Source organism: Nitrosomonas sp. PY1 (assembly GCF_022836435.1).
Lineage (GTDB): Bacteria > Pseudomonadota > Gammaproteobacteria > Burkholderiales > Nitrosomonadaceae > Nitrosomonas.
The window spans coordinates 2,517,897-2,541,772 of the sequence record NZ_BQXC01000001.1; the positions used below are offsets into that span (position 1 = coordinate 2,517,897).

Annotated in this window: 21 protein-coding genes and 1 pseudogene; 9 read left to right on the forward strand and 13 right to left on the reverse strand. The window is 44.2% G+C overall.

The annotated features are described in order from the left end of the window. Positions 1 to 21 precede the first annotated feature (21 nt). Both W03_RS11720 and W03_RS11725 read left to right on the forward strand, forming a co-directional pair. The gene (locus tag W03_RS11720) at positions 22 to 819 is read left to right on the forward strand and encodes a ZIP family metal transporter (RefSeq protein WP_244073514.1); all 798 of its coding nucleotides are present in this window, start codon (positions 22 to 24) and stop codon (positions 817 to 819) included. A gap of 92 nt (positions 820 to 911) precedes the next feature. Then, complete coding sequence (locus W03_RS11725) at positions 912 to 1,304, forward strand: DUF4019 domain-containing protein (RefSeq protein WP_244073515.1); 393 nt, start codon at positions 912 to 914, stop codon at positions 1,302 to 1,304. Between the two features lie 12 nt (positions 1,305 to 1,316). On the opposite strand, the gene W03_RS11730 is transcribed toward W03_RS11725, so the two are convergent. From W03_RS11730 to W03_RS11775, 10 genes are all read right to left on the reverse strand, one after another. After that, positions 1,317 to 3,992 carry a glycosyltransferase family 39 protein gene (locus tag W03_RS11730; RefSeq protein ID WP_244073516.1) on the reverse strand — a complete coding sequence of 892 codons (2,676 nt, stop codon included), beginning with the start codon at positions 3,990 to 3,992 and terminating at the stop codon, positions 1,317 to 1,319. Between the two features lie 48 nt (positions 3,993 to 4,040). Next, the gene (mltG, locus tag W03_RS11735; RefSeq protein ID WP_244073517.1) at positions 4,041 to 5,036 is read right to left on the reverse strand and encodes an endolytic transglycosylase MltG; all 996 of its coding nucleotides are present in this window, start codon (positions 5,034 to 5,036) and stop codon (positions 4,041 to 4,043) included. A 12-nt stretch (positions 5,037 to 5,048) separates the two neighbouring features. Then, positions 5,049 to 6,290, reverse strand: coding sequence for a beta-ketoacyl-ACP synthase II (gene fabF / locus W03_RS11740; protein WP_244073518.1), 1,242 nt, complete (start codon positions 6,288 to 6,290; stop codon positions 5,049 to 5,051). A gap of 41 nt (positions 6,291 to 6,331) precedes the next feature. Continuing rightward, a complete protein-coding gene (acpP, locus tag W03_RS11745) occupies positions 6,332 to 6,568 on the reverse strand; it encodes an acyl carrier protein (RefSeq protein ID WP_244073519.1) in 237 nt (78 codons plus the stop codon). Positions 6,569 to 6,739: 171 nt separating this feature from the next. Then, positions 6,740 to 7,480 carry a 3-oxoacyl-ACP reductase FabG gene (gene fabG, locus W03_RS11750; protein ID WP_244073745.1) on the reverse strand — a complete coding sequence of 247 codons (741 nt, stop codon included), beginning with the start codon at positions 7,478 to 7,480 and terminating at the stop codon, positions 6,740 to 6,742. Positions 7,481 to 7,531: 51 nt separating this feature from the next. After that, positions 7,532 to 8,470 carry an ACP S-malonyltransferase gene (fabD, locus tag W03_RS11755; RefSeq protein WP_244073746.1) on the reverse strand — a complete coding sequence of 313 codons (939 nt, stop codon included), beginning with the start codon at positions 8,468 to 8,470 and terminating at the stop codon, positions 7,532 to 7,534. 8 nt (positions 8,471 to 8,478) lie between these two features. Next, positions 8,479 to 9,435 (reverse strand): beta-ketoacyl-ACP synthase III, encoded by a 957-nt coding sequence (locus W03_RS11760; RefSeq protein WP_244073520.1) that lies wholly within the window; start codon positions 9,433 to 9,435, stop codon positions 8,479 to 8,481. Then, a complete protein-coding gene (gene plsX / locus W03_RS11765; RefSeq protein WP_244073521.1) occupies positions 9,435 to 10,469 on the reverse strand; it encodes a phosphate acyltransferase PlsX in 1,035 nt (344 codons plus the stop codon). Before plsX ends, W03_RS11760 begins: the two co-directional genes overlap by 1 nt. 69 nt (positions 10,470 to 10,538) lie before the next feature. After that, positions 10,539 to 10,718, reverse strand: coding sequence for a 50S ribosomal protein L32 (gene rpmF / locus W03_RS11770; protein WP_244073522.1), 180 nt, complete (start codon positions 10,716 to 10,718; stop codon positions 10,539 to 10,541). 12 nt (positions 10,719 to 10,730) lie between these two features. Beyond that, complete coding sequence (locus W03_RS11775) at positions 10,731 to 11,246, reverse strand: DUF177 domain-containing protein (protein ID WP_244073523.1); 516 nt, start codon at positions 11,244 to 11,246, stop codon at positions 10,731 to 10,733. 86 nt (positions 11,247 to 11,332) lie between these two features. Here W03_RS11775 and W03_RS11780 point away from each other — a divergent pair, with 86 nt between their 5' ends. The 6 genes from W03_RS11780 to W03_RS11805 all read left to right on the forward strand — a co-directional run bounded on the left by W03_RS11780 (position 11,333) and on the right by W03_RS11805 (position 19,157). Next, positions 11,333 to 11,911, forward strand: a complete 579-nt coding sequence (locus tag W03_RS11780) for a nucleoside triphosphate pyrophosphatase (protein WP_244073524.1) — start codon at positions 11,333 to 11,335, stop codon at positions 11,909 to 11,911. Between the two features lie 182 nt (positions 11,912 to 12,093). Continuing rightward, on the forward strand, positions 12,094 to 12,435 hold the full coding sequence (locus W03_RS11785) for a hypothetical protein (RefSeq protein ID WP_244073525.1): 342 nt from the start codon (positions 12,094 to 12,096) through the stop codon (positions 12,433 to 12,435). A gap of 124 nt (positions 12,436 to 12,559) precedes the next feature. Further along, complete coding sequence (locus W03_RS11790) at positions 12,560 to 14,011, forward strand: TolC family protein (protein ID WP_244073526.1); 1,452 nt, start codon at positions 12,560 to 12,562, stop codon at positions 14,009 to 14,011. 20 nt (positions 14,012 to 14,031) lie between these two features. After that, positions 14,032 to 15,534, forward strand: a complete 1,503-nt coding sequence (locus tag W03_RS11795; RefSeq protein WP_244073527.1) for an efflux RND transporter periplasmic adaptor subunit — start codon at positions 14,032 to 14,034, stop codon at positions 15,532 to 15,534. A 28-nt stretch (positions 15,535 to 15,562) separates the two neighbouring features. Next, positions 15,563 to 18,772: an efflux RND transporter permease subunit gene (locus tag W03_RS11800; RefSeq protein ID WP_244073528.1), complete on the forward strand. Its 3,210-nt coding sequence runs from the start codon at positions 15,563 to 15,565 to the stop codon at positions 18,770 to 18,772. 106 nt (positions 18,773 to 18,878) lie between these two features. After that, a complete protein-coding gene (locus tag W03_RS11805) occupies positions 18,879 to 19,157 on the forward strand; it encodes a transposase (RefSeq protein ID WP_244073529.1) in 279 nt (92 codons plus the stop codon). Between the two features lie 242 nt (positions 19,158 to 19,399). Here W03_RS11805 and W03_RS11810 read toward each other — a convergent pair. The 3 genes and pseudogenes from W03_RS11810 to W03_RS11820 all read right to left on the reverse strand — a co-directional run bounded on the left by W03_RS11810 (position 19,400) and on the right by W03_RS11820 (position 22,442). After that, positions 19,400 to 20,422: pseudogene (locus tag W03_RS11810) on the reverse strand (IS110 family transposase). A 238-nt stretch (positions 20,423 to 20,660) separates the two neighbouring features. Continuing rightward, the gene (locus W03_RS11815) at positions 20,661 to 21,950 is read right to left on the reverse strand and encodes an FG-GAP-like repeat-containing protein (protein WP_244073530.1); all 1,290 of its coding nucleotides are present in this window, start codon (positions 21,948 to 21,950) and stop codon (positions 20,661 to 20,663) included. 327 nt (positions 21,951 to 22,277) lie between these two features. Continuing rightward, entirely contained in the window at positions 22,278 to 22,442 is a 165-nt protein-coding gene (locus W03_RS11820) for a hypothetical protein (RefSeq protein WP_244073531.1), read from the reverse strand. Positions 22,443 to 22,718: 276 nt separating this feature from the next. Here W03_RS11820 and thiO point away from each other — a divergent pair, with 276 nt between their 5' ends. Continuing rightward, the gene (gene thiO / locus W03_RS11825) at positions 22,719 to 23,846 is read left to right on the forward strand and encodes a glycine oxidase ThiO (RefSeq protein ID WP_244073532.1); all 1,128 of its coding nucleotides are present in this window, start codon (positions 22,719 to 22,721) and stop codon (positions 23,844 to 23,846) included. Positions 23,847 to 23,876: the final 30 nt, after the last annotated feature.

The window sequence follows — 23,876 nt, forward strand, 5'->3', positions numbered from 1 at the left end:
CTTTTATCCAAAGTTCTATCAATGTCGACACTAGCCTGGATTATCACTGTCAGCTTATTAGGCGGCGTGTTGAGTTTGTTGTTCGCAGCCATACTAGCGTTTAACGCACGAATATCCTGGCTATCTATTTTAGTATCCTATGCCATCGGTGCTTTACTAGGTGCCGCATTCCTTAACACACTGCCCGAAGCATTTGAGCATGCGGAAAATCCGATGCAAGTAACAATGATGGTGTTGATCGGCATTCTGGTTTTTTTTATCTTGGAAAAATTAGTATTGTGGCGTCATTGCCATCTTGAAGATTGCGAGGTGCACGATTTACCGCGCGAGCACTCATCTGCGGCACATCATAATGATCACGATCACGGACGTAGTGGCATGATGGTGATTGTTGGAGATACCTTTCATAATTTTGTCGATGGCATTCTGATTGCAGCAGCTTTTATGGTCGATGTACAACTTGGAATCGTAACTTCAATCGCCATAATCGCGCATGAGATTCCGCAAGAAGCCGGAGATTTCATTATTTTGCTGAATTCAGGCTACACTCGTCGTCAGGCTTTTCTATTAAACTTATTTTCAACATTCGCCACAGTTGTGGGAGGAACGCTCGCCTATTTTATGCTACACCATATGAATCACTTGGTGCAGCCACTACTGGCTTTTGCTTCCGCCAGTATGATTTATGTTGCGATGTCCGATTTGATCCCGGGATTGCATCGGCGACCAGAAATTCGCGCAACCATACAGCAAGTCATCTTGATTTTATTAGGAATTGCCTCGATTTGGTTAATGGGAAACTTTTTTCCTCACGATTGAACGCATAAGATTTTATTTTGATAGGTATTTACAAATTTATGAAAGCTATGTTGTTAAGAAAACTAATAGTATTTTGGATGATATTTGCCTTCATGTCGTCACATGTCTATGCAGAAGAAGCCAATAACATACTGGAACAAGTTGAAGGAAGCGCACGCACCTGGCTAACGTTGATCGATAACGAAAAGTATGCGGACGGTTGGCAGCAAGCATCACCTTTATTGCAGAAAAAAACTCCGCAACAAGAGTGGATCAAAACAGTGATTGAGCTGCGCAAATCACGCGGAACTCTTACTGCGCGCTATATTGCCACGGCAAATTCTGCAAAATCGCTTTCCGATTTTCCAGACGGAGACTATGTTGTATTGCAGTTTTATAGTACTTTTTCAGAGAAGGGGCTTGCTCTTGAAATCATTACATTAGCCAAGTCAAATAACACAAGCGATAGCGAAGACTGGAAAATCGTAGAATATTCGATGCGTTAATCAGGTCTGGAATTAGTTCCCTCGATACTTGATGCATGCATCGTTATTTAAGAGTACCCCACTGCGTTGCTCTTCTTCATCGTTGCATAGATAGCCCATGCCTCCCTTAAATCCTTCTGAAATACGGTAATACAATTTTCTTACTGGTACATCATAGCGTTCAATAACTTTATACTCAATGTTGCCCGGTTGCTCCAATAGTTTCTCAACATCGATTCCTGCGGCACCTTGTCGAGTTTTTTCCAGATGACTACGTTTCATCCCGACCTGTATGATCGGTCGATCCGAAGGTTGTTGAGAAGGAAGCCAGAAATCATACATAGCTGCATTGTCACCAAAAATATTACGTGATCGAATGTCCAAAGGCTTATCTTGTCCATGAGTATAAAAATATAGCGCACTCGCCACAGACCATTTGCTCATTCCAATGATGATCGGCTCTTGGCCACTTTCACTTCTAACCTGCTCAGCAATTTGATTGACCTCTTGCGCGCTTTCTCGCCAGAAGTAATGCTCAGTGAAAAGCTGATAGGGAATACCCGGAATACCCAGCACAATATAATGCAATAATAGCGCATACGAAAATAAGCAAATCACAATGGTGACTCGCCATGCAGATCGCATACGCTGGAAAAAGGTATTACGATGGTCTATTTGAATAATCATCCACGCGATACTCGGCAACAGTGCCAACCAGATAGGGCCTGTCCAATGAAAACGCGGCGTATCAAACGTACTTAATGCCAAGCAAATTAACAGAGGAACACCCGTAAAAATCTGCACAAACAAACGTTGCCGTGCTTCATGTTGCGCGTCTTGTAGCTTGGCTTTTGCAAAAAATGCCCATACCGCAGCGACACAACCGACTGGCGTCAATATAATTAAAGCATGAAGAATAAAGTGGTGCACAGAAAAAGCATAACTATCTGTTAGAACTCGATTCGATTGAAATGCAAAGGATGCCCAAGCATTGGTATAGTTCCAGTAAATAACTGGAGAAAACAATAACAGTGCTAGTAAGGCTGAAAGATAAGGGTACGGGCGCATCATCCAACGACGCGCAATAGGATCGACAATCACAAACACCAGCGCGGCTATCCCCAATAATCCCAAAGTATATTTGGATAATAAGCCAATGCCAAAAGCGATTCCCATACCCAACCAAGCACTGCGTTGATTGGATAGCAGCGCACGTTCCATGTAGTAGAGTGTAGCCATCCATGCAGCCACAAGTGGCGCATCCGGCATCATCAATAAACCCGAAACAAACCCAATTGGCAAGACCACCATCAGCAACACGCTCAACATGGCTGTTGACTTGTTATAGAGATTGGATGCAAATGCATACAAATAGCCAATCGCAATAAAACCACATAATAGGGAGCCGACCCGAACGCCGAATTCATTATGGCCAAATATGGTTGTTCCAATCCAAATCAACCAAGAAACCATCGGCGGATGATCGTAATAACCAAAATCCACGTGCTGCGAATATTGCCAGTAATAGGCCTCATCAGGTATCAATTCTGCCAATCCGGCATAGACCAGACGTAACGAGATCGCGAACAAAAAAATCCCGATTGCTGCGGTCCGCCAACAAATTTCTAATGGCGTAACTTTGCTTTTATTTGGAAAAACATAGAATGCAGAGCCCAGGTAATTAACGACTGCGGTCGCCACAATAGCTGGAAAAATAGCCAATAAAGGTGGCAGTTCCCAGACATACACCAACAATGCCAATACGCCACCGCGTAATAGTAGTGCCAGTGCAGCAACCATTAAAAAGCGACCAAAATGATTCCAGCGTAAATAGCCTGCGTGATGTTCACGGAACGACCATTTTGAATTAAAAATATAGTTGCTGGTAGCAGCCACAAAGAAGCTGACAAAATGAGACAAAGCAAGCCCTGCGTTCTGCGTCATCATCCACTGAAAAACCAACGCATCGATGATGACACCGATCAGACCCACAACCGCAAAACGACCTGCTGTATTTAATGTGGCCGTACCACCTGCTAGCGTAATCAACCGCTGCAAATAAGCTTGCTGATGAAATAAGGATAATTTGGAGGTACCATGCGTACGATCCCGAAAACAAATCGGTATCTCTATAGTACGTATTTTCCCATGGTTAGCCATGAGTAATTCGAGCAGAATTTTATAACCTTGCGCTTCATCCGAAATGCTATTTGCAAGCTCTCGGCGGAATACAAAAAAACCCGAAGTAGCGTCATTCACATCGCAAATCGGACGCGCTATCCATCCCCCAACCCGTGATAACAACTTTCGATGTAGTGGCCAGTTTTCTATACTACCGCCTGGAATATAACGACTACCTACAGCAATGTCATATTGACCTTCGAGTATGGGTGAAACAACTGCCGGAACACTTTCAGGCGGGTGACTCAAGTCGGCATCCATGACAACAATCACTTCACTCTGAGCAACTGCTACACCTGCAAGTATGGAAGCAGTCAAATCAGGCTTGGCTTTTCTCTCTATCAAGCGAACAGCCGAATTGATGCTCCAGGCCTTGACTTTATCCTGTGTGCCATCAGTAGAGCCATCATCAACAACGATAACTTCAAAATGACCCACAGGAAAACTAAGCGCAAATAGTCGCTTTAGCAGTGAATCGATGTTCTCAGATTCATTGAGTGTGGGTATTACAATTGAGAATTGCGTCATTTGGCCTCATGGAAGGAAAATTCTGACGCAAAGTAGTCTGCGGCAAGATCATTTTTGTCGTTTCTGATATTCATTGACCGCTTTATTATGATCGATTAAGTTAGTGGAAAAATGTGACTCACCATTGCCTTTTGCAACAAAATACAATGCTTCGGTTTGAGCTGGATTTAGTGCAGCACGGATAGAAGCAAGACTGGGCAACGCAATTGGGGTAGGAGGTAACCCCGAGCGAGTATAGGTATTATAAGTATGATCTGCAAGCAAATCCTTTTTGCGCAAATTACCGTCAAATTCTTTACCCATACCATAAATAACTGTTGGATCTGTTTGCAAACGCATCCCCTTTCGAAGTCGATTGACGAAAACCCCAGCGATTTCGGCTCGGTCACTTTCCAATCCTGTTTCTTTTTCAATGATTGAAGCAAGAATCAAAGCCTCATAAGGTGTAGTAAGCGGCAGTGATTCGCAGCGCGCCAACCAATATGTCTGCAGATGGCTTTGCATCGCCTGATAAGCACGACGAAAAATATTAAGGTCACTGTCACCACGAACAAAGAAATAAGTATCCGGGAAAAAAAGCCCTTCCGCTAATGTTTCAGCGGCACCAATATGCTGCAGTATTTGCAATTCACTGAGCGCAATCGAATCATGCTTGACATCAGGGTGATTATTGAGTGTCTTACGTAATTGCGCAAATGTCCAGCCCTCAATAAACGTTATTTCTCTTTGTTTACTGTCACCTTTTGTCAAATAATGCAGCAATGCGACCTGAGTCAGGTTTTCTGAAATTTCATAATCACCTGCTTTAATTGCAGATTCTTGATCCAAGTAACGTGCAAGCAAAACGAAAGACCACTTGGTCGGAATTATACCTGCCTCAACCAATTGTTCGGCGACTTGATTAAGGTTACTGCCCGATTGAATCGATAATTCAAAGGGTTTCTTTGGTAGGGTAATGGATGAATGAACGTGCAAATAAAGCCAACTTACCGCCAACATTATTACCAATACAATAGCAAACAGAATGCTTGTTAGCGTGCGCATCCATATCATGTGTTAAATTTTTCGAAACACAAGTGTTCCGTTTGTACCTCCAAATCCGAAGGAATTGGATAATGTAACCTTAATAGGCATTTCTCTAGCCACATTCGGAACATAGTCCAAATCGCATTGGGGATCTTGGTTGACGAGATTAATCGTAGGCGGTGCAATTTGGTGATGGATTGCAAGCACAGAAAATATGGCCTCTACTCCACCCGCGGCACCCAATAAGTGTCCTGTCATCGATTTTGTTGAGCTAATCGCGAGTTTGTTTGAATGATTACCAAAACAACGCTTAACCGCAACCGTTTCAGCAAAATCACCAAGCGGTGTAGAGGTACCATGCGCATTAACATAATCGACTTCATCAACGTTAATTGCTGCATTTTTCAACGCACCCGACATGCATCGAGCCGCACCCTCTCCATCATCACTGGGAGCTGTCATATGAAATGCATCCGAACTCATGCCAAAACCTGCCAGTTCCGCATAAATTTTTGCGCCGCGTTTCTGAGCATGATGCATTTCTTCTATTACTAAAACACCGGCGCCTTCTCCAAGTACAAAACCATCTCTGGCAATATCCCAAGGACGACTCGCAGATGCAGGATTATCATTACTTGTCGACAGCGCTTTAGCAGCAGAAAAACCACCAATGGCAAGCGGTGTCACGCAGGATTCCGCACCTCCGCATATCATGACGTCTGCATCACCGTACTCAATCATCCGTGCCGAGTGACCAATACTATGCGTAGCAGTAGTGCATGCGGTAACGATCGCTATATTGGGTCCTTTATATCCGTACATAATGGATAAATTACCGGCGATCATGTTAATGATAGTGCTGGGAATAAAGAAGGGAGATATTTTACGAGGTCCACCCGCATGATAAACAGCATCAGTATTCTCTATCATTGGCAATCCACCAATACCTGATCCGATATTGACGCCAATTCTTTCCGCATCAAGATGCGTCAAATCCTCCAGATTCGCATCACGGATAGCTTGAATCCCGGCTGCCATACCAAAGTGAATAAAAGTATCCATACGCCTTGCTTCTTTGACCGACAGATATTTTTGTATATCAAAATCCTTCACTTCACCAGCAATTTGTGAAGTGAAATTAGAAGCATCAAACCGGCTAATCCTAGTAATTCCAGATTTACCTGAAATGATATTTTCCCAAGCGCTTTCTACTGTATTTCCGACAGGCGAGACAATACCTAATCCAGTGACTACCACTCTACGTTTGGACAAAATAACTCCACTCTGATGAAAACTATAAAAGAACAGGGCTTTTAATGGGTGTGAGCAGACACGTAATCAATCGCTTCTTGAACAGTGTTGATTTTTTCTGCTTGCTCATCAGGAATTTCGCAGTCAAACTCTTCTTCTAATGCCATGACCAATTCAACCGTATCCAGTGAATCAGCGCCTAAGTCGTTAACGAACGACGATTCATTCTTAACTTCCGCTTCATTTACACCCAATTGTTCAGCAACAATTTTTTTTATACGCTGTTCAATATTTTCCATCTAAATACATTCCTTTTCAGGTAAGAAAAACTTTCTAATTCTAACAAATTTTTGAATCCAACAAAACTGTAACATCCCTTACTTTTTTGTCTTTCCCCGGATCTGAATCATTCAAAGAGCCTTAGTTCATTAATAGATCATATTTTATTTTCTGAGTGCTCGCAGCAGCGATTAATCCATGTACATTCCACCATTCACATGCAACGTAGTACCGGTAATATAGCTTGCTGCCGATGAAGCAAGAAAAGCAGCTGCTGCAGCGACTTCTTCAGGGCGACCTAACCTGCCAATGGGAACATGTTGAATCAAGCTTTGCTGATGCTCATTAGGTAATGATCGTGTCATGTCCGTGTCGATAAAGCCAGGTGACACACAGTTCACAGTAATATTTCGACTACCGACTTCGCGTGCTAATGACTTGGTGAACCCAATCATCCCCGCCTTCGCAGCTGCGTAATTAGCTTGTCCCACGTTACCCATGGAACCAACCACAGAAGAAATATTAATAATTCGCCCGTAACGCGCTTTCATCATAGCACGCAACACACTCCGGCTTAGGCGAAACACGGATTTAAGGTCGGTTTCAAGAATCTCATCCCATTCTTCATCTTTCATTCGCACCAACAAATTATCACGCGTAATTCCGGCGTTGTTAACCAGAATCTCTATCTCACCAAATTTCTCACGAATGTTTTGAAATGTTTGATCAATTTGTTCTGAGTTATTTACATTGAGAACAATGCCGCTTCCCTTAATACCCGATTTCTCAAGATATTGTGTAACAGTATTAGCACCACTTTCAGTTGTTGCAGTACCCACCACAACAGCTCCATTCTGTCCTAGCTTGAGCGCAATAGCTTGACCTATCCCACGACTTGCACCTGTAACCAGTGCTATCTTATTTTCCAAAATAGCACTCCATATTCAGCGTGCGAAATTCTTTATAAATACCTTTCATAATTTTTATTGTAAAAGATTAATGGCTTGTTCGATTGATTGTCGATCGAATAAAGACAAATGCTGTAATTTAGGCTCTATACGTTTATTCAGCCCCATTAAAACTCTTCCCGGACCACATTCAACAATATGCGTTACCTCTTGATTTGCAAAAGCACGTATCGTATCAATCCACCGCACAGGACTAACAAGCTGTTGAATAAGAATATCTTTGATTGATGCCGCATCAATGCGTGATGTCACATCCGCATTATGCAAGATTGGTAGCTTGGGTATATTTAAAGTTTTTTGTGCTAATTGCTGTTGCATATTATTAGCCGCCGGCTGCATCAGCGAACAATGCGAAGGAATACTAACAGGCAGCATGATCGCACGCTTTGCGCCATGAGACTGCAATATTGCAATTGCCTTTTGGACAGCATGCCGATGTCCCGCAATAACAATTTGCCCGATAGAATTGAGGTTAGCGACCTCTACCACCTCGTCTTTGGCTTGACCGGTTATGTCAGCACATACTGTACTAATAATATTTTCTTCCAACCCCAAGATCGCCGCCATTGCTCCCACACCTTCGGGAACAGCTTGCTGCATGGATTGTGCGCGGAAGCGCACCAATTCAAGAGCATCTCTAAAACTCAGCACCTCCGATACAACTAACGCAGTATATTCACCCAAACTGTGCCCCGCAAGAATTGCGGGAGCATTACCACCTAAGCTTTGCCAAGCACGATACACGGCAACACCCGCTGTAAGCATCAAAGGCTGTGTATTCACTGTTTGATTGAGATCATCAGCCGGTCCTGTGCAAACCAGTGACCACAAATCTTGATGGAGTACCTCAGATGCTTCCGCAAAAGTTTGCTGAACTTCCGATAAATCAGAATAGCCGCTCATCATGCCGACTGATTGAGAGCCTTGACCAGGGAAAACGAATGCGAGCTTCATCGTCATAATTACCAGCGTAGTAAAACAGCGCCCCAGGTAAAGCCGCCACCAACACCTTCCAGTAGTACCAATTGATCCGATTGAATACGACCATCGCGCACAGCAATATCGAGCGCAAGCGGAATCGATGCCGCCGAAGTATTACCATGCTTATCTACCGCGACCACAACTTTATCCATCGGTATACCTAGTTTTTTTGCTGTCGATTGTATGATACGGATATTCGCTTGGTGTGGTATTAACCAATCAATATCCGTGGGTTGTAGGTTATTTTTTGCCACAGCTTCCTGAACGACTTCTTCGAGCACCTTGACAGCAAATTTAAAAACGACGCTACCTTCCATACTGATATAAGGATTGCCTTGAACCTTTCCACCGCTAATGCTGCCTGGAACCGATAACACATCGCAGTAATCCCCGCTAGCATGCAAGTGTGTAGATAATATACCAGGGTTGTCACTTTGTGAAAGCACTACCGCGCCAGCGCCATCTCCAAACAAAACACACGTGTTTCGATCGTTCCAATCAATCAACTTAGAATAGATTTCGGCGCCTACCACGAGCGCATTGCGGCATTTACCCGAACTGACGAACATATCGGCCGTAGCCAAAGCATACACAAAGCCGCTACAAACTGCTTGAACATCAAAAGCCGGGCAATTATCGATGCTCAATTTATTTTGCAATATACACGCAGTGCTCGGAAAAACCATATCTGGCGTTGTGGTAGCAACAATGATTAAGTCGATATCTTTGTTCGTCACTCCAGCAGCTTGCATAGCATTTTGACTGGCATACAATGCCAAGTCACTGGCAACCTGATTTTCCCCAGCAATATGGCGCTGCGTAATACCAGTACGGGAACGTATCCATTCATCACTGGTATCAACCATTCTTTCCAATTCTTGATTGGTAAGAATTTTGTCGGGTAAATAACTACCAGTACCAGTAATTTTTGAATACATTAATGAATTTTCGGTAAAATTTTTGAGTGAACAGAAAGCTCTGCGACATGTTCGCTAATACGACGCAGCATGCCGCCTCGGACCTCTTCGACAGCCCGCTTAATCGCAAACCCAAAGGCATATTCATCTGCAGATCCATGACTCTTGATAACAATGCCGCGTAACCCTAAAAAACTCGCACCATTATAATGACGGTGATCGACGCGACGTTTAAACGAGTTAATCACAGGCAGAGCGATAACTCCGGCCAATTTTGTCAGCAAGTTTCGACGAAATTCCTCTCGCAAATAAGTCGCCAGCATTTGTGCTAAGCCTTCTGAAGTTTTTAGTGTAACGTTTCCGACAAACCCATCACATACCACAACATCCGTTGTTCCTTTGTAAATATCATCGCCCTCTACATTACCATAAAAATTTAGCTTGCTGTTTCGCAACAATTCTGCGGCTTGCTTAACGGTATCGTTACCTTTGATATCTTCTTCACCGATATTTAATAATCCGATACTAGGAGACGCTTTGTTTTCCAAAGAAGAAACCAAGGATGCACCCATAATTCCAAATTGAAACAAATGCTCTGCGGTACAGTCAACATTCGCTCCAAGATCGAGCACATAGGTATGCCCTGTAATCGTAGGTAATATGACTGCAAGGGCTGGGCGATCAACGCCCGGGATTGTTTTCAATACAAATCGCGATGTAGCAAGTAATGCACCGGTATTCCCTGCGCTGATACACGCCTGAGCTTCACCTGTTTTAACCAAATTGATAGCCACCCGCATCGATGAGTCTTTTTTCCATCGCAAAGCCAATGCTGGTGCTTCATCCATACTGACCACTTGACTTGCTGGATGTAAGCGAATGCGTGTATTGGCCGTCATTTTTGCGGCCCGTAACTCCGCTTCTATGGCATCATCAATTCCAACCAATACAATATTAACCTCAGGATCTTGTTGAAGGTATTTGAGGGCAGCAGGAACCGTTACATGGGGGCCATGATCTCCCCCCATACAATCAATTGCCACAGTAACATCCAATTTTGATTCTCGATTCGCTTATAACTAAGAACTAAAAAAACATCAGCAACATATCAGCACAACAAATATTTAGTCGTCTTTAGTTTGAATGACTTTTTTACCACGATAATAGCCATTAGGGCTGATATGATGACGTAGATGTGCCTCTCCTGTATTAGGTTCAATCGCTAATGGGGGGTTCGTTAAAAAATCGTGTGAACGATGCATCCCACGTTTTGAAGGGGATTTCTTATTTTGCTGAACTGCCATTAAAACAACTCCTTAATTTGTTTTTTTAAGTACTGATAACGCCGAAAATGAATTAGCAGATTGTGATCTATTATCAATAGAAGTCTTATTTAAACCAGATTGATAAGGGCTACATTGATTATCCCCATGACTCGGAGAAATCGGCAAACTTAAAATAAGCTCCTCTTCTATTAAATCGACAACATCCAATTCAGGGATCGCCAAAATTGCGTCAATATTATTATCTTCATTAATTCGATCAAGTTCAGCGCTGTTTCTAGCAAGATATAGATAGTTTTCTATCGCCACATCACGCGCCAAGCTATTCAAGCAACGCTGACAAACCAAATACACATCGCCCTCTATCGAGAGTTTTAAACTGGGTCTACCATTCAAGTCAACATGACCTTCAATTTGATAATCTAATGCACCTTCATCGCTGTACAACACATCGCGTAAACGCGCCAATTCACGCATCGCAATCTTATCACGATGTACGCTCGCATTATTTACAAATTCAATGGGATCTATCACAAATCTTACAGACATAAGGCGCGCATGTTATATTTTTTATATCTGACTGTCAAAAAATGTCATAAAAAACTATAAACAAACGCTAACTTGCAATTATACCTATGCAAAAAATAATTTTAGCTTCGAGTTCTATTTACCGAAAAGAATTGCTGCAACGCCTACAAATCCCATTTGAAACATTAAGCCCGCATGTTGATGAGACACCGTTACCTTCTGAACCACCACAAGATACCGCCATTCGCTTGGCCGAACTAAAAGCACGCAAGGCCGCTAAGATTTTTCCACAGGCACTGATTATTGGCTCCGATCAAGCAGCTTTACTCGGCGACACTTATCTGAATAAACCGATGAATCATGACAATGCGGCCAGACAACTACGCAGCATGAGTGGCAAAGAAGTCATTTTTTTCACTGCGATATGTCTATTAAATAGCGCCACAAACTGTTTACAATCGAAGCTAGTACCTTATCAAATAACTTTCCGTCAATTAACTGATCAGCAAATTGAAAACTATTTACTTAAAGAGCAACCATATCACTGTGCAGGAAGCGCCAAATCGGAAGGCTTAGGAATCGCATTAATAGAGCGAATGAGCGGCGATGACCCGAATGCGCTCATTGGACTCCCTTTGATTACTCTAGTTAGCATGCTGGCCCAAGAAGGCGTCACGCCTTTTTAATTGCTTCCGGACTTAATTCTCTTACCTCTTGCGACAAAATGCCTCACTGAGAAGGCTTCCTGGAAAATTACATTGCGGAATTGCAACTTTGATGATTCTATGAAATCATAGGAGAATAAAAATGATATAGGCGCATCTTACAGCTTCGCATGAATAAATTCCTCTCCACCCCAATAATTACTATGCTCGTAGTATGCATACTAGTAAATGGGCTCAGTTTGTCTTTTAGGGGAGAGGTATTTGCACACGAACTGGATCATGCGCGCCAAGCCATTCCAGCGGATCCGATCGCACACTTAGCTTTTCATCGCGATAGTCTTGCTAAAGATGGCATTGATCCCGATGCTGCAACGCATTTATGCTTGCATTCTGCAGGGCAATATCAACCTTTTTTCTTTCATTCGCTACCACAAGTTTTTGAACAAGTGACCACAGAAGCTGTGATCATTCATATCTCAACACTCATCCCGGAAATCATCCCCGATTTACCGCTCCGTCCTCCTTCAAATCTAACCACTAATTAAGCTGTAATAGTGGTGATATTTGCGGGTTCTGCTAGCAAATATCACAAAAACGAGTCGATACGTTCTCTTCTGTTTTCGTAACGACATGTTTTAATTAGAGCATTCAGTAATTATGGAGGACTCCATGGAATGGCGCGATATCGATTTATTCCCAGCGCTTGGTAATGGGTTAGCATTAAATAAAATTAGAATTATGCTGGCGAGTACAATTCTAATACTAGATTTCCTTGTTCCAGTAAATGTTAACGCCGATGTTTTAACGCTTTTGCCGGACCCTATAACCGATGCAAGGAACCACGCTAAGCATTTCAGCAGCAATGAAAAGGAAGGTGATTTAACGCTACGTGATGCAATCAATTTAGCTTTGCTGCAGAATCCAGAGTTAGCAGCTTTTGCCAAAGAAATGCGTGCACTGGAAGGAGCAACACTACAGGCAGGCTTACTTAAAAATCCCGAATTGGTCGCCAACGTAGAAAATGCCGGAAATATACAACCGCTCAAAGGTGGCATTAACTCTATCGAGGGCGTCTCGCAGGAAGTTGTACAACAACTCACGACGATTCGCCTATATCAATTAATCGAATTGGGCGGCAAGCGCGCTGCTCGCACTCATGCGGCTTTGGTAGGGGAAGAACTTGCTGGAAATGATTACGAAGCCAAACGAATCGAAATTATCGCCCGGGTAGCAAGCGTATTTATTGAAGTATTGGCTGCGCAAGAACGTTTGAGGCTTGCTGAAGAAACCCAACGCATTGCACAAAATGTAGTAACCACCGTGTCCGAACGAGTACACGGCGGGAAAGTTGCGCCGATTGAGGAAACTCGAGTAAAAATAGGCCTATCCACTACCCGCATTGAACAAGAGCAGGCACAAAGAGATCTACTCGGCGCACGCAAACGTCTAGCGCTGTTATGGAATAGCGTGACACCTCATTTCAATAAAGCTTTAGGTGATCTTGAAGTATTAGCTGCACCACCCGAATTACATGCGCTCGAAGAACGTGTCTTAGCAAATCCTCTGACGCTTCGTGCAATAAAGAACGTTGAGCACCGCAAAGCATTATTAAAAGTAGAACAAACCCGTGCAATTCCTAACCTGACTGTCAGTGCAGGCGCTGTGCACCATGCGCAGCTAGGCGGTACCACGGCCACTGCAAGCATAGCAATTCCACTTCCTCTTTTTGACCGCAACCAAGGCAGCATCAAAGAAGCGCATCAGCGCATCGATAAGGCCATAGACGAACAAGCCGCAACCGAATTACGGCTAAAAACCGAGCTAGCACAGGCTTATGAAATGATACTTGCAGCCTGGAATGAAATCACCATCTTGCGAGACGAAATATTGCCTGGTGCAAAAAATGCTTTTCATGTGATGCAAAGAGGTTATGAATTAGGAAAATTCGGTTTATTGGAATTACTCGATTCGCAACGTGTGTTATTCCAGAACCAAGTGCTCTATGTACGCGCATTAGCCAACTATCAACGTTTAGTAAATGACATTGAACGCCTGATTGCCGCACCAATCGATAGCGTCAAAGCCCGTCAAAAAGATATACCCTCCTTCCCGAAAAAATAAATACACGTCCGAGAAATGCAATGATAAATCAAGCCCAACTCAAACCTATCGTAGCGGTGATTGCAGTAGGAATTATGCTAGCAGTATTAATTCTCACTTTGGATAAACCTTCTGGTATCTCGACACATTCAGATGATGGCGCAAGTATCGAAATCGCGACCGACAATCAACCAGACACCGGACCCAGAGGAGGAAGATTGTTCAAAAAGGACGATTTTGCAGTGGAAGTGACTATCTTTGAAAAAGGCGTACCTCCGCAGTTTAGGCTATACCTATACGAGAAAGACAAATTGATTCCCCCTGCATCCGCGACAGTTGCAATTACGTTAACCCGCTTAGGAGCACCTGCGCAATTATTCAAGTTTAAGCCGGAAGCGGAATATTTATTGAGCGACCAAGTCGTCGAAGAACCGCACTCTTTTGATATAGCAATCGCAGTTGAACGCAGCGGGAAAATAATGCATTGGAGTTACAGTCAATTGGAAGGTCGGATAGAAATGCCTGATGAAATGCTGGCTAGCATGGGCATTGAGTTACTCACTGCGGGACCTGCAGTGATTAAACCAAAACTCAAATTACCTGGCGAAATCATTTTTAATGAACACAATATCGTTAGAGTCGTCCCTCGGGTTCCTGGATTGGTAACGGACGTGCAAGGTCATCATGGCCAACATGTCAAACAAGGCGATGTGTTAGCTACCATTGAAAGCCCAGCTTTGTCGGACTTACGCAGCCAATATTTTGTTGCGAAGAAGCGACTGGGATTAGCAAAGACAACTTACGAACGCGAAAAAAAACTCTGGGAAGAAAAAATCTCTGCCAAGCAGGATTTTTTAAATGCAGAAGAATTGTGGCAAGAAGCACAGATCAATATGGAAGTCGCCACAAGCAAATTGCGCGCATTGGGGGTAAAACCCGAAACGCATTACCAAGCTACTGATTTCTCTAATTTTATCGTTCGATCACCGATTTCTGGCATTATTATCGCCAAGGCCATAGCCCGCGGTGAAGCGGTGAAGGAAGACAGGGAGATTTACACCATTGCAGACGTAGATACCATCTGGACGGCTGTGACTGTTTATCCTAAAGACTTAGGTGCAATCCACGTGAATCAAAAAGCCAAAGTGAAAGCGACGGCTTCGAATATTGAAAGCGAAGGCACCGTCACGTATATCTCTACGCTAATCGGCGGACAAACACGCACAGCCACTGCCCGGGTTGAACTGGACAATACAGACAACAAATGGCGTCCCGGTATGTTTGTTAATGTTGAGTTGGTGTCTGAAGAAATCAAAGTTCCGGTTGCGGTATCAGCCAGTGCCATACAAACATTTCGTGATTGGTCGGTGGTTTTTGGGCGCTACGATAAGTTTTTCGAAGTACGCCCATTAGAAATGGGACTCAGTGATGGCGAAATGGTAGAAGTTTTGCAAGGAATAACTGCAGGAGACCGCTACGCCGCTGGAAATAGCTTTGCACTGAAAGCCGAAGCAGGTAAAGCAGGGGCAAGCCATGATCATTAGATGCAATATTCCTCTCGAGTAACTCATCATGTTAGAAGCAATTTTACACCTATCGATTTACCGACGCGGATTAGTGTTACTTGCAATCGCGATGATGGCTGCAATAGGCATTTATAGCTATCAACACCTTCCAATTGATGCAGTTCCTGATATCACCAATGTACAAGTGCAAATTAACACAAATGCACCGGGCTACTCACCAATTGAAGCAGAACAACGTATCACTTTCCCGATTGAAACCATTATGGCAGGTCTGCCAAAGCTGGATTACACCCGCTCGATTTCTCGTTATGGATTATCGCAAGTAACCGTGATCTTTAAGGATGGTACCGATATCTATTTTGCTCGACAACAAGTCAGCCAACGAATTCAAGAAGCAAAGGGCCGCTTGCCGATCGGAATTGAACCGATCATGGGGCCAATTTCCACTGGCTTGGGCGAGATCTTCATGTGGACCGTTGATACTGAAAAAGGCGCCAAAAAACCGGACGGTAGTGAATATACACCGACGGATTTGCGCGAAATTCAAGATTGGATAATTCGTCCTCAGCTCCGAATGGTGAAAGGCATTACCGAAATCAACACTGTCGGCGGATATGTCAAGCAATATCATGTGGTGCCTTATCCCGAGAAAATGATCTCGCTCGGTTTGACACTGGCAGACCTCATATTGGCTTTGGAACGAAATAATCTGAATGTAGGTGCCGGTTATATTGAAAAAAGCGGTGAGCAACAACTGGTTCGTATTCCGGGACAAGTCACGCATATCGAAGAAGTGAGCAACATTATTATTGGTTCACCGCAAGGCATGCCGATTCGTGTCAAGGATGTAGCTGATGTGTTGATTGGCAAAGAGCTACGCAATGGCGCCGCGACGCAAAATGGCAAAGAAGTCGTCATGGGCACCGTGCATATGCTGATCGGAGAAAACAGTCGGATCGTTTCACAAGCTGCTGCAAAGAAATTAATCGAAATCAATCAAAGTTTACCGGAAGGCGTTGTAGCTACACCCGTGTACGATCGTACCACGCTAGTCGATAAAGCGATCCATACCGTAGCCACCAATCTGATTGAAGGAGCGGCGCTGGTTATTGTCGTACTGCTGTTGTTTTTGGGTAATTTGCGCGCCGCCCTCATCGCTGCTTTTGTCATTCCTTTATCGATGCTATTTACCTTCACTGGCATGGTAACCAACCATGTCAGCGCTAATTTGATGAGCTTAGGCGCGATTGATTTCGGCATTATTGTGGATGGTGCAATCGTCATTGTCGAAAACAGCATTCGTCGGTTGGCGCACGAGCAGATGCGATTAAAACGGGAATTAACATTATCCGAACGTCTCGATTTGGTATTTGATGCTTCTAAAGAAGCACGACGGGTCCTAATTTATGGCGAGCTCATTATCATCATTGTGTATTTACCAATTTTTGCCTTAACCGGGGTAGAAGGAAAAATGTTTCACCCGATGGCATTGACAGTAGTCACTGCATTGGTAAGCGCGATGATTCTTTCGATTACTTTCGTACCGGCTGCAATTGCATTCTTTCTATCTGGCAAAGTGCAAGAAAAAGAAAACCGTATCATGCAGTGGGCGAAAAAAGCTTATTTACCATTACTGACAGCAACCCTAAACAACCGCGAGCTGACTGTGACCATTGCGATTGTGATTGTCGTACTATCCGGTCTGTTGCTAACACGCATTGGCAGTGAGTTTGTACCCAGTTTGAATGAAGGAGATATTGCTTTGCACGCACTCCGTATTCCAGGTACCAGTCTAACCACAGCCATTGACATGCAAAACGAACTCGAAAAAACCATCAAAAATTTTTCCGAAGTCGAACGCGTATTTTCCAAAATTGGCACTGCTGAAATCGCTACCGATCCCGTGTCACCCAGCGTGGCAGATACTTTCATCATTTTAAAACCTCAATCGGAATGGACTGGTTCCTACCGAACCAAAGCTGAATTAATCGCAGCAATGGAAAAAACAGTAAACCAGGTTCCTGGTAACAATTACGAATTTACCCAACCGATACAAATGCGGTTTAACGAATTACTGTCAGGTGTGCGCGCTGATGTTGCCGTCAAGGTATTTGGCGATGATCTCGATAAGTTATTGGATATCGGTGAGAAAATCGAACAACTACTAGTAACTGTGCCCGGTGCTGCAGATGTGCGAACAGAGCAGGTAACTGGTTTGCCTGTGCTATCCATCCAGATGGATCGTACCAAAATGGCGCGCTATGGTTTAAATGGCCGAGATGTACAAGATGTGGTAGCGATGTCTGTAGGCGGAAGAAGCACTGGATTGATTTTTGAAGGCGACCGACGTTTTGATCTGCAAATACGTTTACCTGAACACTTACGTGTTGATATTGAAGCACTAAAACGTTTACCCATCAGCGTTCCATTGCAAAGCATGGCGTTGCCAGCTAATGCACCGCAGGGAGCAGGAATGCAAGGAGGCCAAGCAACCCAGGCTGCCACGCCTGTTTTTGTCAGCTTAGGTGAAGTAGCCAGCTTTGAAATGACACAAGGTCCAAACCAAGTCAGCCGGGAAAATGGTAAGCGTCGTATTGTAGTAACGGCTAATGTGCGCGGTCGTGATTTAGGTTCTTTTGTGAACGAAGCAGAACAATTGATTAATAAAAAAATTCGCATTCCCCCAGGCTACTGGACAACCTGGGGAGGGCAATTTGAGCAAATGATTTTTGCTGCACAACGCTTGCAGATTGTCATTCCATTGGCATTAGCCTTAATTTTTATCTTGCTATACACCATGTTTGGAAATTTCCGAGACGGACTTTTGATGTTTACCGGTGTACCGTTTGCATTAACCGGAGGGATATTGGCACTATGGTTGCGCGACATTCCGCTCTCTATTTCCGCTGGCGTTGGATTTATTGCGCTTTCAGGAGTGGCGGTACTAAATGGACTGGTGATGTTGGCATTTATTCGCGATCTGATTCAAAAAGGCATCCCTTTAGACGAAGCCATTCAAACAGGTGCACTGACACGGTTACGTCCTGTTTTGATGACCGCATTGGTGGCATCGATTGGATTTTTACCGATGGCATTAGCTACTGGAACCGGCGCAGAAGTGCAGCGCCCGCTTGCAACGGTGGTTATTGGAGGGATTCTATCTTCGACTGCGTTAACACTGTTAGTATTGCCCGTTTTGTATCGAATCACCCACGGCAGAGATAAAAAATTGCGCGATGATCCTTTGAGTTTATAAAAGCAAAACTTAAAAAATAAAGTACCCGCCGCAAGCAGCGATGAGGTATGCTGATTTTCATGGAGTCCGAAGTTTCATAAAATGAGGAATGAAATGGAGGAGGAAGATGGAATTACCGCGTACACAGTATAGTCAGGAGTTTCGTAAGGAATCAGTTAAGTTTTTCAAAGCAAGTGGATTGACGTTGGTTGAAGCGGCAAAGCGACTGTCGCTGTCCAAGGGTACGCTAAAGAACTGGGTTTATGCTGAAAAACGGGGAGAACTGACTGCAGTAGGCAAACGCCAGAAGGCGCTGACTGAAGTTGAGTTAGAGTTATCCAGAGAAACCTTACATGGACGCCCACAATTTGCAAGGGATTCAATTGTTGATGATGAATTGGTTTAGATTGCAGCCATACATTCGGATTATAGTTGGAGAAGGTTCTCCTATCCCTGATGGAATTCGCTAAATAGCCCCTGATCATTGCAGCGCACTCGAAGTGCCAGGTCTCGTTAAGGTTAAGCTATTTACGGTCTTACCAGATTCGCCATCATGTCATGATTGCCCTAGCAATCTGTGAAAAATTGTCCCTATTTAAAATACCAGTCTGTTTTATCGATTGTTAATCAAATTAATTCCAATACCAGTTACACTGGTACGCAGTTGGCCTTAAAGGAAGTGCCTTTGGTCAGGAGTGCCCAAATAATACGCGCATTTTTGTTGGCCAAAGCGACTGCCACTACATTTTTATTGCGCCTGGTCAATATTTTTCCAAGCCAGTTGTCAGATATTTCCTTGTTATCGGCATACCGGATTACGGCGCGTGCACCATGAATTAACAAGGTACGCAAATAACTATCACCCCGTTTGCTGATACCGAGCAAGACTTGCTTACCTCCGCTTGAGTGTTGTCTGGGAACCAGACCTAGCCAAGCCGCTAATTGCCTGCCGTTCTTGAATTCTCGTGCGTTACCTCAGGTGGCTACGATGGCGCTTGCGGTAATGGGGCCAAGACCAGGGATTTTTGCCAGCTTCCGGCTGGCTTCGTTATCTTGGTGCCAGCGCTGAATTTGTATTTCCAGTTCATTGACTTGCCTATCTAGTTCTTTCAGGTGATCAGTCAAGCGTGCTAGTAATTGTCGCATGGTCTGTGTCAGCCCGTTTTCACCATCTTCTAGTATGTCCGGTATTTTCTGAGTGATCGTGCAAATTCTATGAGATAAAACAATGCCAAATTCAGCAAGTAAACCACGTATTTGATTTCCCTGCGCCGTCCGGGCTTTCACAAAACCTTGCCTTGCTCTATGTACCGACAGAATCGATTGTCGCTCAACGGTCTTTTTGGTGACAAAACGCATCGTCGGCCGGCCTACTGCTTCGCAGATGGCTTGCGCATCTGCTACATCATTTTTATTCGTTTTGACATATGGCTTGACAAATTGTGGTGCCATAAGCTTCACCGTGTGACCGTAGAATTCCAATTTCCTAGCCCAATGGTGTGCGCTGCCGCAAGCTTCCATGCCGATCAAACAGGGTTCAAGGTTAGCAAAGAATTTCGCCATCTCACTTCGGCGCAACTGCTTGCGTAACACAGCTCTGCCTTGCGCATCCACACCGTGAATTTGAAATACTTCTTTTGCCAAATCAATGCCTATCGTTGTAATCTTCATGTCGGACGCTCCTCTCTTGTTTAGTGGGCTTTATTGCACCATTACTTTGGCACTTTGATGCCGTTTAGGGTAGTGGGCGTCCATTCCATTATTGCAAAACCACTCATTTCTGTTGCAGGTCCTTAAGAATCTGCAGCAGAAGTAGGTAGTTTTGCAAAGGTCTCAAATCCTATGGGACTTTTGGTATCTTTATGTAGATGGAACCAGAGTCATCCAAACACTTTCTTAGGCAATCACGCTATTTTGTCCAACTTGTGCTGACAGGATACAAGTGGGGAAGGTTGATGAGCAGGCGCTCGGTGCCGCCTGGTCCAGAGCCGCCGGTAACCAGATCTAAGTCATCATCGCCATCAAGATCACCGAAAGCGGCAGCTGTGGTGGGATTGCTTTCGTTGGGATCGAAGTGCTTGTTGGTGCGCTCTTTGAACTTTCCGTTACCTTTGTTGCGAAAATAACGATCTGGGCCTCCGAGGAAGCCGTGGCCAGCAAGAAACCCACCAGCGTTGGGCAGGTATACGTCGAGGTAGCCGTCCTCGTCGAGATCGACCAGTACTAAGCCGGTGATGGTCTCGGAACTACCCGGGATGTGGTCGAAATCCTTGACGGTGAATACGCCGTTGCCATCGTTGCTATAGTAAGCAGCGGCCTCGTTGCGACTATTGCCGACCAGTAGATCGAGATCGCCATCGCCGTCGACGTCGCCCAGTGCGCCGCCTCGAGAGGTGTCGGTAGTGATCGGCAATCGGGCCGCAGTCTCGTCGACAAAGTGGCCCAGTCCATCGGCATTGATGAGCACGAAGTCCTGACCACGATTGAGTACGATCAGGTCGAGGTCGCCATCGCCATCAATGTCGCCACCGATGATCGCGCCCGTTTGGTCGGTGCGGTCCGGTAATCGTGCCATGGTATCGTCGGTAAAGTGGCCCGAACCATCGTTGATCCACAACCGATTTTGATCACCGCCGGTCGGTGACGGATTGAATGGATTCTCATTAGCCAGCAGGATGTCGAGATCGCCATCACCGTCAACGTCAAGCAGGCGAGCTTCAGCAGTAATGTCGAAACGGTTGAGCGACGGATTGATTGTCGGCGGCGGGATTTGCGTTGTGGCGCGAATGAACGTACCGGAGCCGTTATTCAGGAGTAATTCTTCACCTAACACGCCACCGACGATTGCGTCGAGGTCGCCATCGCCATCAATGTCTCCAAAGTCGGCGATTGTGCTGTTCTGATTGTTCGGTACCGGTAGCCTGACTGCGCTCTCGTCAACGAAGTTGCCCGTACCGTCATTTATGAGCAACCGATTGGGCCGGCCATCGATGCGATCGGTGCCTTCTACTAGGAACACGTCCAGATCGCCGTCACCATCGACGTCGACAAGATTCACGTCGGTGGTTGACGTGCCAACGATACTGGAGTCCGGACCGAGCTGTGCTGAGCGGTCCTCGTAGTGAAAAGACTCGCTTGCGGCGTAAGCCAAGGTCGCAGCTGTTGTAAGAAGGGTCACGATTAGTCCGAAACGGTACATTGCTTACTCCTGTGAGAGTGGGCTGCAAGAAGAGTTCTATAGTACTTGGTACACGGTCGGATATAGGGAAAAGAACCCATTTTTCCTTTTTCTATAGGGCTTGAATGTACTGGAAGCTATCAAAATTGTCAAAAACTATTGTAAGAGCCCGTCACTGTCTAAAAAGGTACCGAATAGCGCGTTAAGGTTTATCAAGAAATTCTGTAATTCGCAGGGGTCTGAATTTTCCTTTCTCAAATAAGAAAAAATTAACCCCTAGTTTTAAGGCTAGGGGTTAAGAAAATTAAGCTGAAAATATTGTAATGATCGTTACAATATCAGCACTTCTTATTTATCGTCAGCTTTATCTAATGACGGCTCAGAATCTCTAGGAGCATAAGCTGAAGGTGGTGGTTTGTCCATTGGATAGCCATCCAAGCTTTTCTTTCCTTCGCAAGCTGCCAGAAATAATGTTGTCAGCGCGACTATCAATAATAACAATAATTTATTCATGTAAAATTCTATCTCCCGTTTTTCAAGTTAGATTACAAGCCATAGCATAATTGAAGTTGTTCTTTTTTACAATTCCAGCTAGATTGATCTCCCTGGAACCCTGATCGTTCTAATCTTAATAGAAACCGCGATTAATCACACGATTACTTATTAGGTTAATACATATTCCATCTTTTAACCAATTTAGGTAACCAATTGTTCGATTTAGTTATCTAATGCTACTAGTGTTCAAACATATATGGAAATCTTCCATCTAGGAAATAGCTAAAACTTCTTATGAAGCAGGATATCGTCATTATTGGCGCAGGAGTCATCGGACTGGCAACGGCTGAGAAGCTTTTGTCGCAAGGGGCTAGAGTCACTCTGATAGAACGCAATGAAATCGGCCTAGAATCATCTTGGGCAGGCGGAGGAATTTTATCACCGCTTTGCCCTTGGGATTATTCAGATGATGTCAATAGACTTTCTCGATACAGCGCTCAATTATTCCCACAATGGGCGTCAAAATTATATAAAACATCTGGGATCGATCCCGAGTATTTAGTCTCGGGTATAAGAATTTTATCCTTTGTTGACAAAAAAACCATTGAGGGCTGGCTCCTACAGTACCCTACCAAAATCCAATATCTTACAGCCTCACATACGGATATTCACTTAAATAAGAAACACATACCCAGCAATCACCGCGACCAAGAAAATAATTCATCAATCCTAATGCCAGATATTGCGCAAGTACGCAATCCCCGATTACTAAAATCATTACATATGAGCGTTTTACGATTAGGTGGAAAAATTATCAAAAACTGCGCAGTCAATCAAATCAACATACGGAATCATAATGTTTCTTCATTAACAACTGCACAAGGTCAGATTTTCGCAGACTATTATGTCGTCAGCGCAGGTGCGTGGAGTAAAGCCCTTCTGGGATCTTATGCTTTAGGGATAGATATAAAACCCATCAAGGGCCAAATGCTCTTATTTAAATTTAATGAACCCCCCATTACTAACATTTTGATAAAAAATGATGTTTATATGATCCCACGACAAGATGGGCACCTACTTGTAGGAAGCACAATCGAAGATGTTGGCTTTAATAAAGAAATTACCATTACGGCGCGTAATAGCCTAATGAAAAAGGCGTGTGAAATACTGCCGTTACTGGATAAAATGCCGATCATTAAACAATGGGCCGGATTACGTCCTGCTACAAAAAAGAACTCGCCTTATATCGGTAGACATTCTGCGCTATCAAATTTATTCATGAATGCCGGACATTTCCGTTATGGAATACTTATGGCGCCTGCTAGCGCGGAAATTTTAGCCAATGAAATTACCAATCACGCTCAAAAAATTGATATCAACCCTTATCAACCAGGATCAATTTCCCAAACAGAATTACAATAGAGGCACCTGATTCGGCGCTACACTGACATG

Bases quoted from the DNA above. Each gene is read 5' to 3' on its own strand.
- W03_RS11720 (WP_244073514.1), top strand. From the start codon at position 22: ATGTCGACACTAGCCTGGATTATCACTGTCAGCTTATTAGGCGGCGTG.
- W03_RS11725 (WP_244073515.1), top strand. From the start codon at position 912: ATGTCGTCACATGTCTATGCAGAAGAAGCCAATAACATACTGGAACAA.
- W03_RS11730 (WP_244073516.1), bottom strand. From the start codon at position 3,992: ATGACGCAATTCTCAATTGTAATACCCACACTCAATGAATCTGAGAAC.
- mltG (WP_244073517.1), bottom strand. From the start codon at position 5,036: ATGCGCACGCTAACAAGCATTCTGTTTGCTATTGTATTGGTAATAATG.
- acpP (WP_244073519.1), bottom strand. From the start codon at position 6,568: ATGGAAAATATTGAACAGCGTATAAAAAAAATTGTTGCTGAACAATTG.
- fabD (WP_244073746.1), bottom strand. From the start codon at position 8,470: ATGAAGCTCGCATTCGTTTTCCCTGGTCAAGGCTCTCAATCAGTCGGC.
- W03_RS11760 (WP_244073520.1), bottom strand. From the start codon at position 9,435: ATGTATTCAAAAATTACTGGTACTGGTAGTTATTTACCCGACAAAATT.
- rpmF (WP_244073522.1), bottom strand. From the start codon at position 10,718: ATGGCAGTTCAGCAAAATAAGAAATCCCCTTCAAAACGTGGGATGCAT.
- W03_RS11775 (WP_244073523.1), bottom strand. From the start codon at position 11,246: ATGTCTGTAAGATTTGTGATAGATCCCATTGAATTTGTAAATAATGCG.
- W03_RS11780 (WP_244073524.1), top strand. From the start codon at position 11,333: ATGCAAAAAATAATTTTAGCTTCGAGTTCTATTTACCGAAAAGAATTG.
- W03_RS11785 (WP_244073525.1), top strand. From the start codon at position 12,094: ATGCTCGTAGTATGCATACTAGTAAATGGGCTCAGTTTGTCTTTTAGG.
- W03_RS11790 (WP_244073526.1), top strand. From the start codon at position 12,560: ATGGAATGGCGCGATATCGATTTATTCCCAGCGCTTGGTAATGGGTTA.
- W03_RS11795 (WP_244073527.1), top strand. From the start codon at position 14,032: ATGATAAATCAAGCCCAACTCAAACCTATCGTAGCGGTGATTGCAGTA.
- W03_RS11800 (WP_244073528.1), top strand. From the start codon at position 15,563: ATGTTAGAAGCAATTTTACACCTATCGATTTACCGACGCGGATTAGTG.
- W03_RS11805 (WP_244073529.1), top strand. From the start codon at position 18,879: ATGGAATTACCGCGTACACAGTATAGTCAGGAGTTTCGTAAGGAATCA.
- W03_RS11815 (WP_244073530.1), bottom strand. From the start codon at position 21,950: ATGTACCGTTTCGGACTAATCGTGACCCTTCTTACAACAGCTGCGACC.
- W03_RS11820 (WP_244073531.1), bottom strand. From the start codon at position 22,442: ATGAATAAATTATTGTTATTATTGATAGTCGCGCTGACAACATTATTT.
- thiO (WP_244073532.1), top strand. From the start codon at position 22,719: ATGAAGCAGGATATCGTCATTATTGGCGCAGGAGTCATCGGACTGGCA.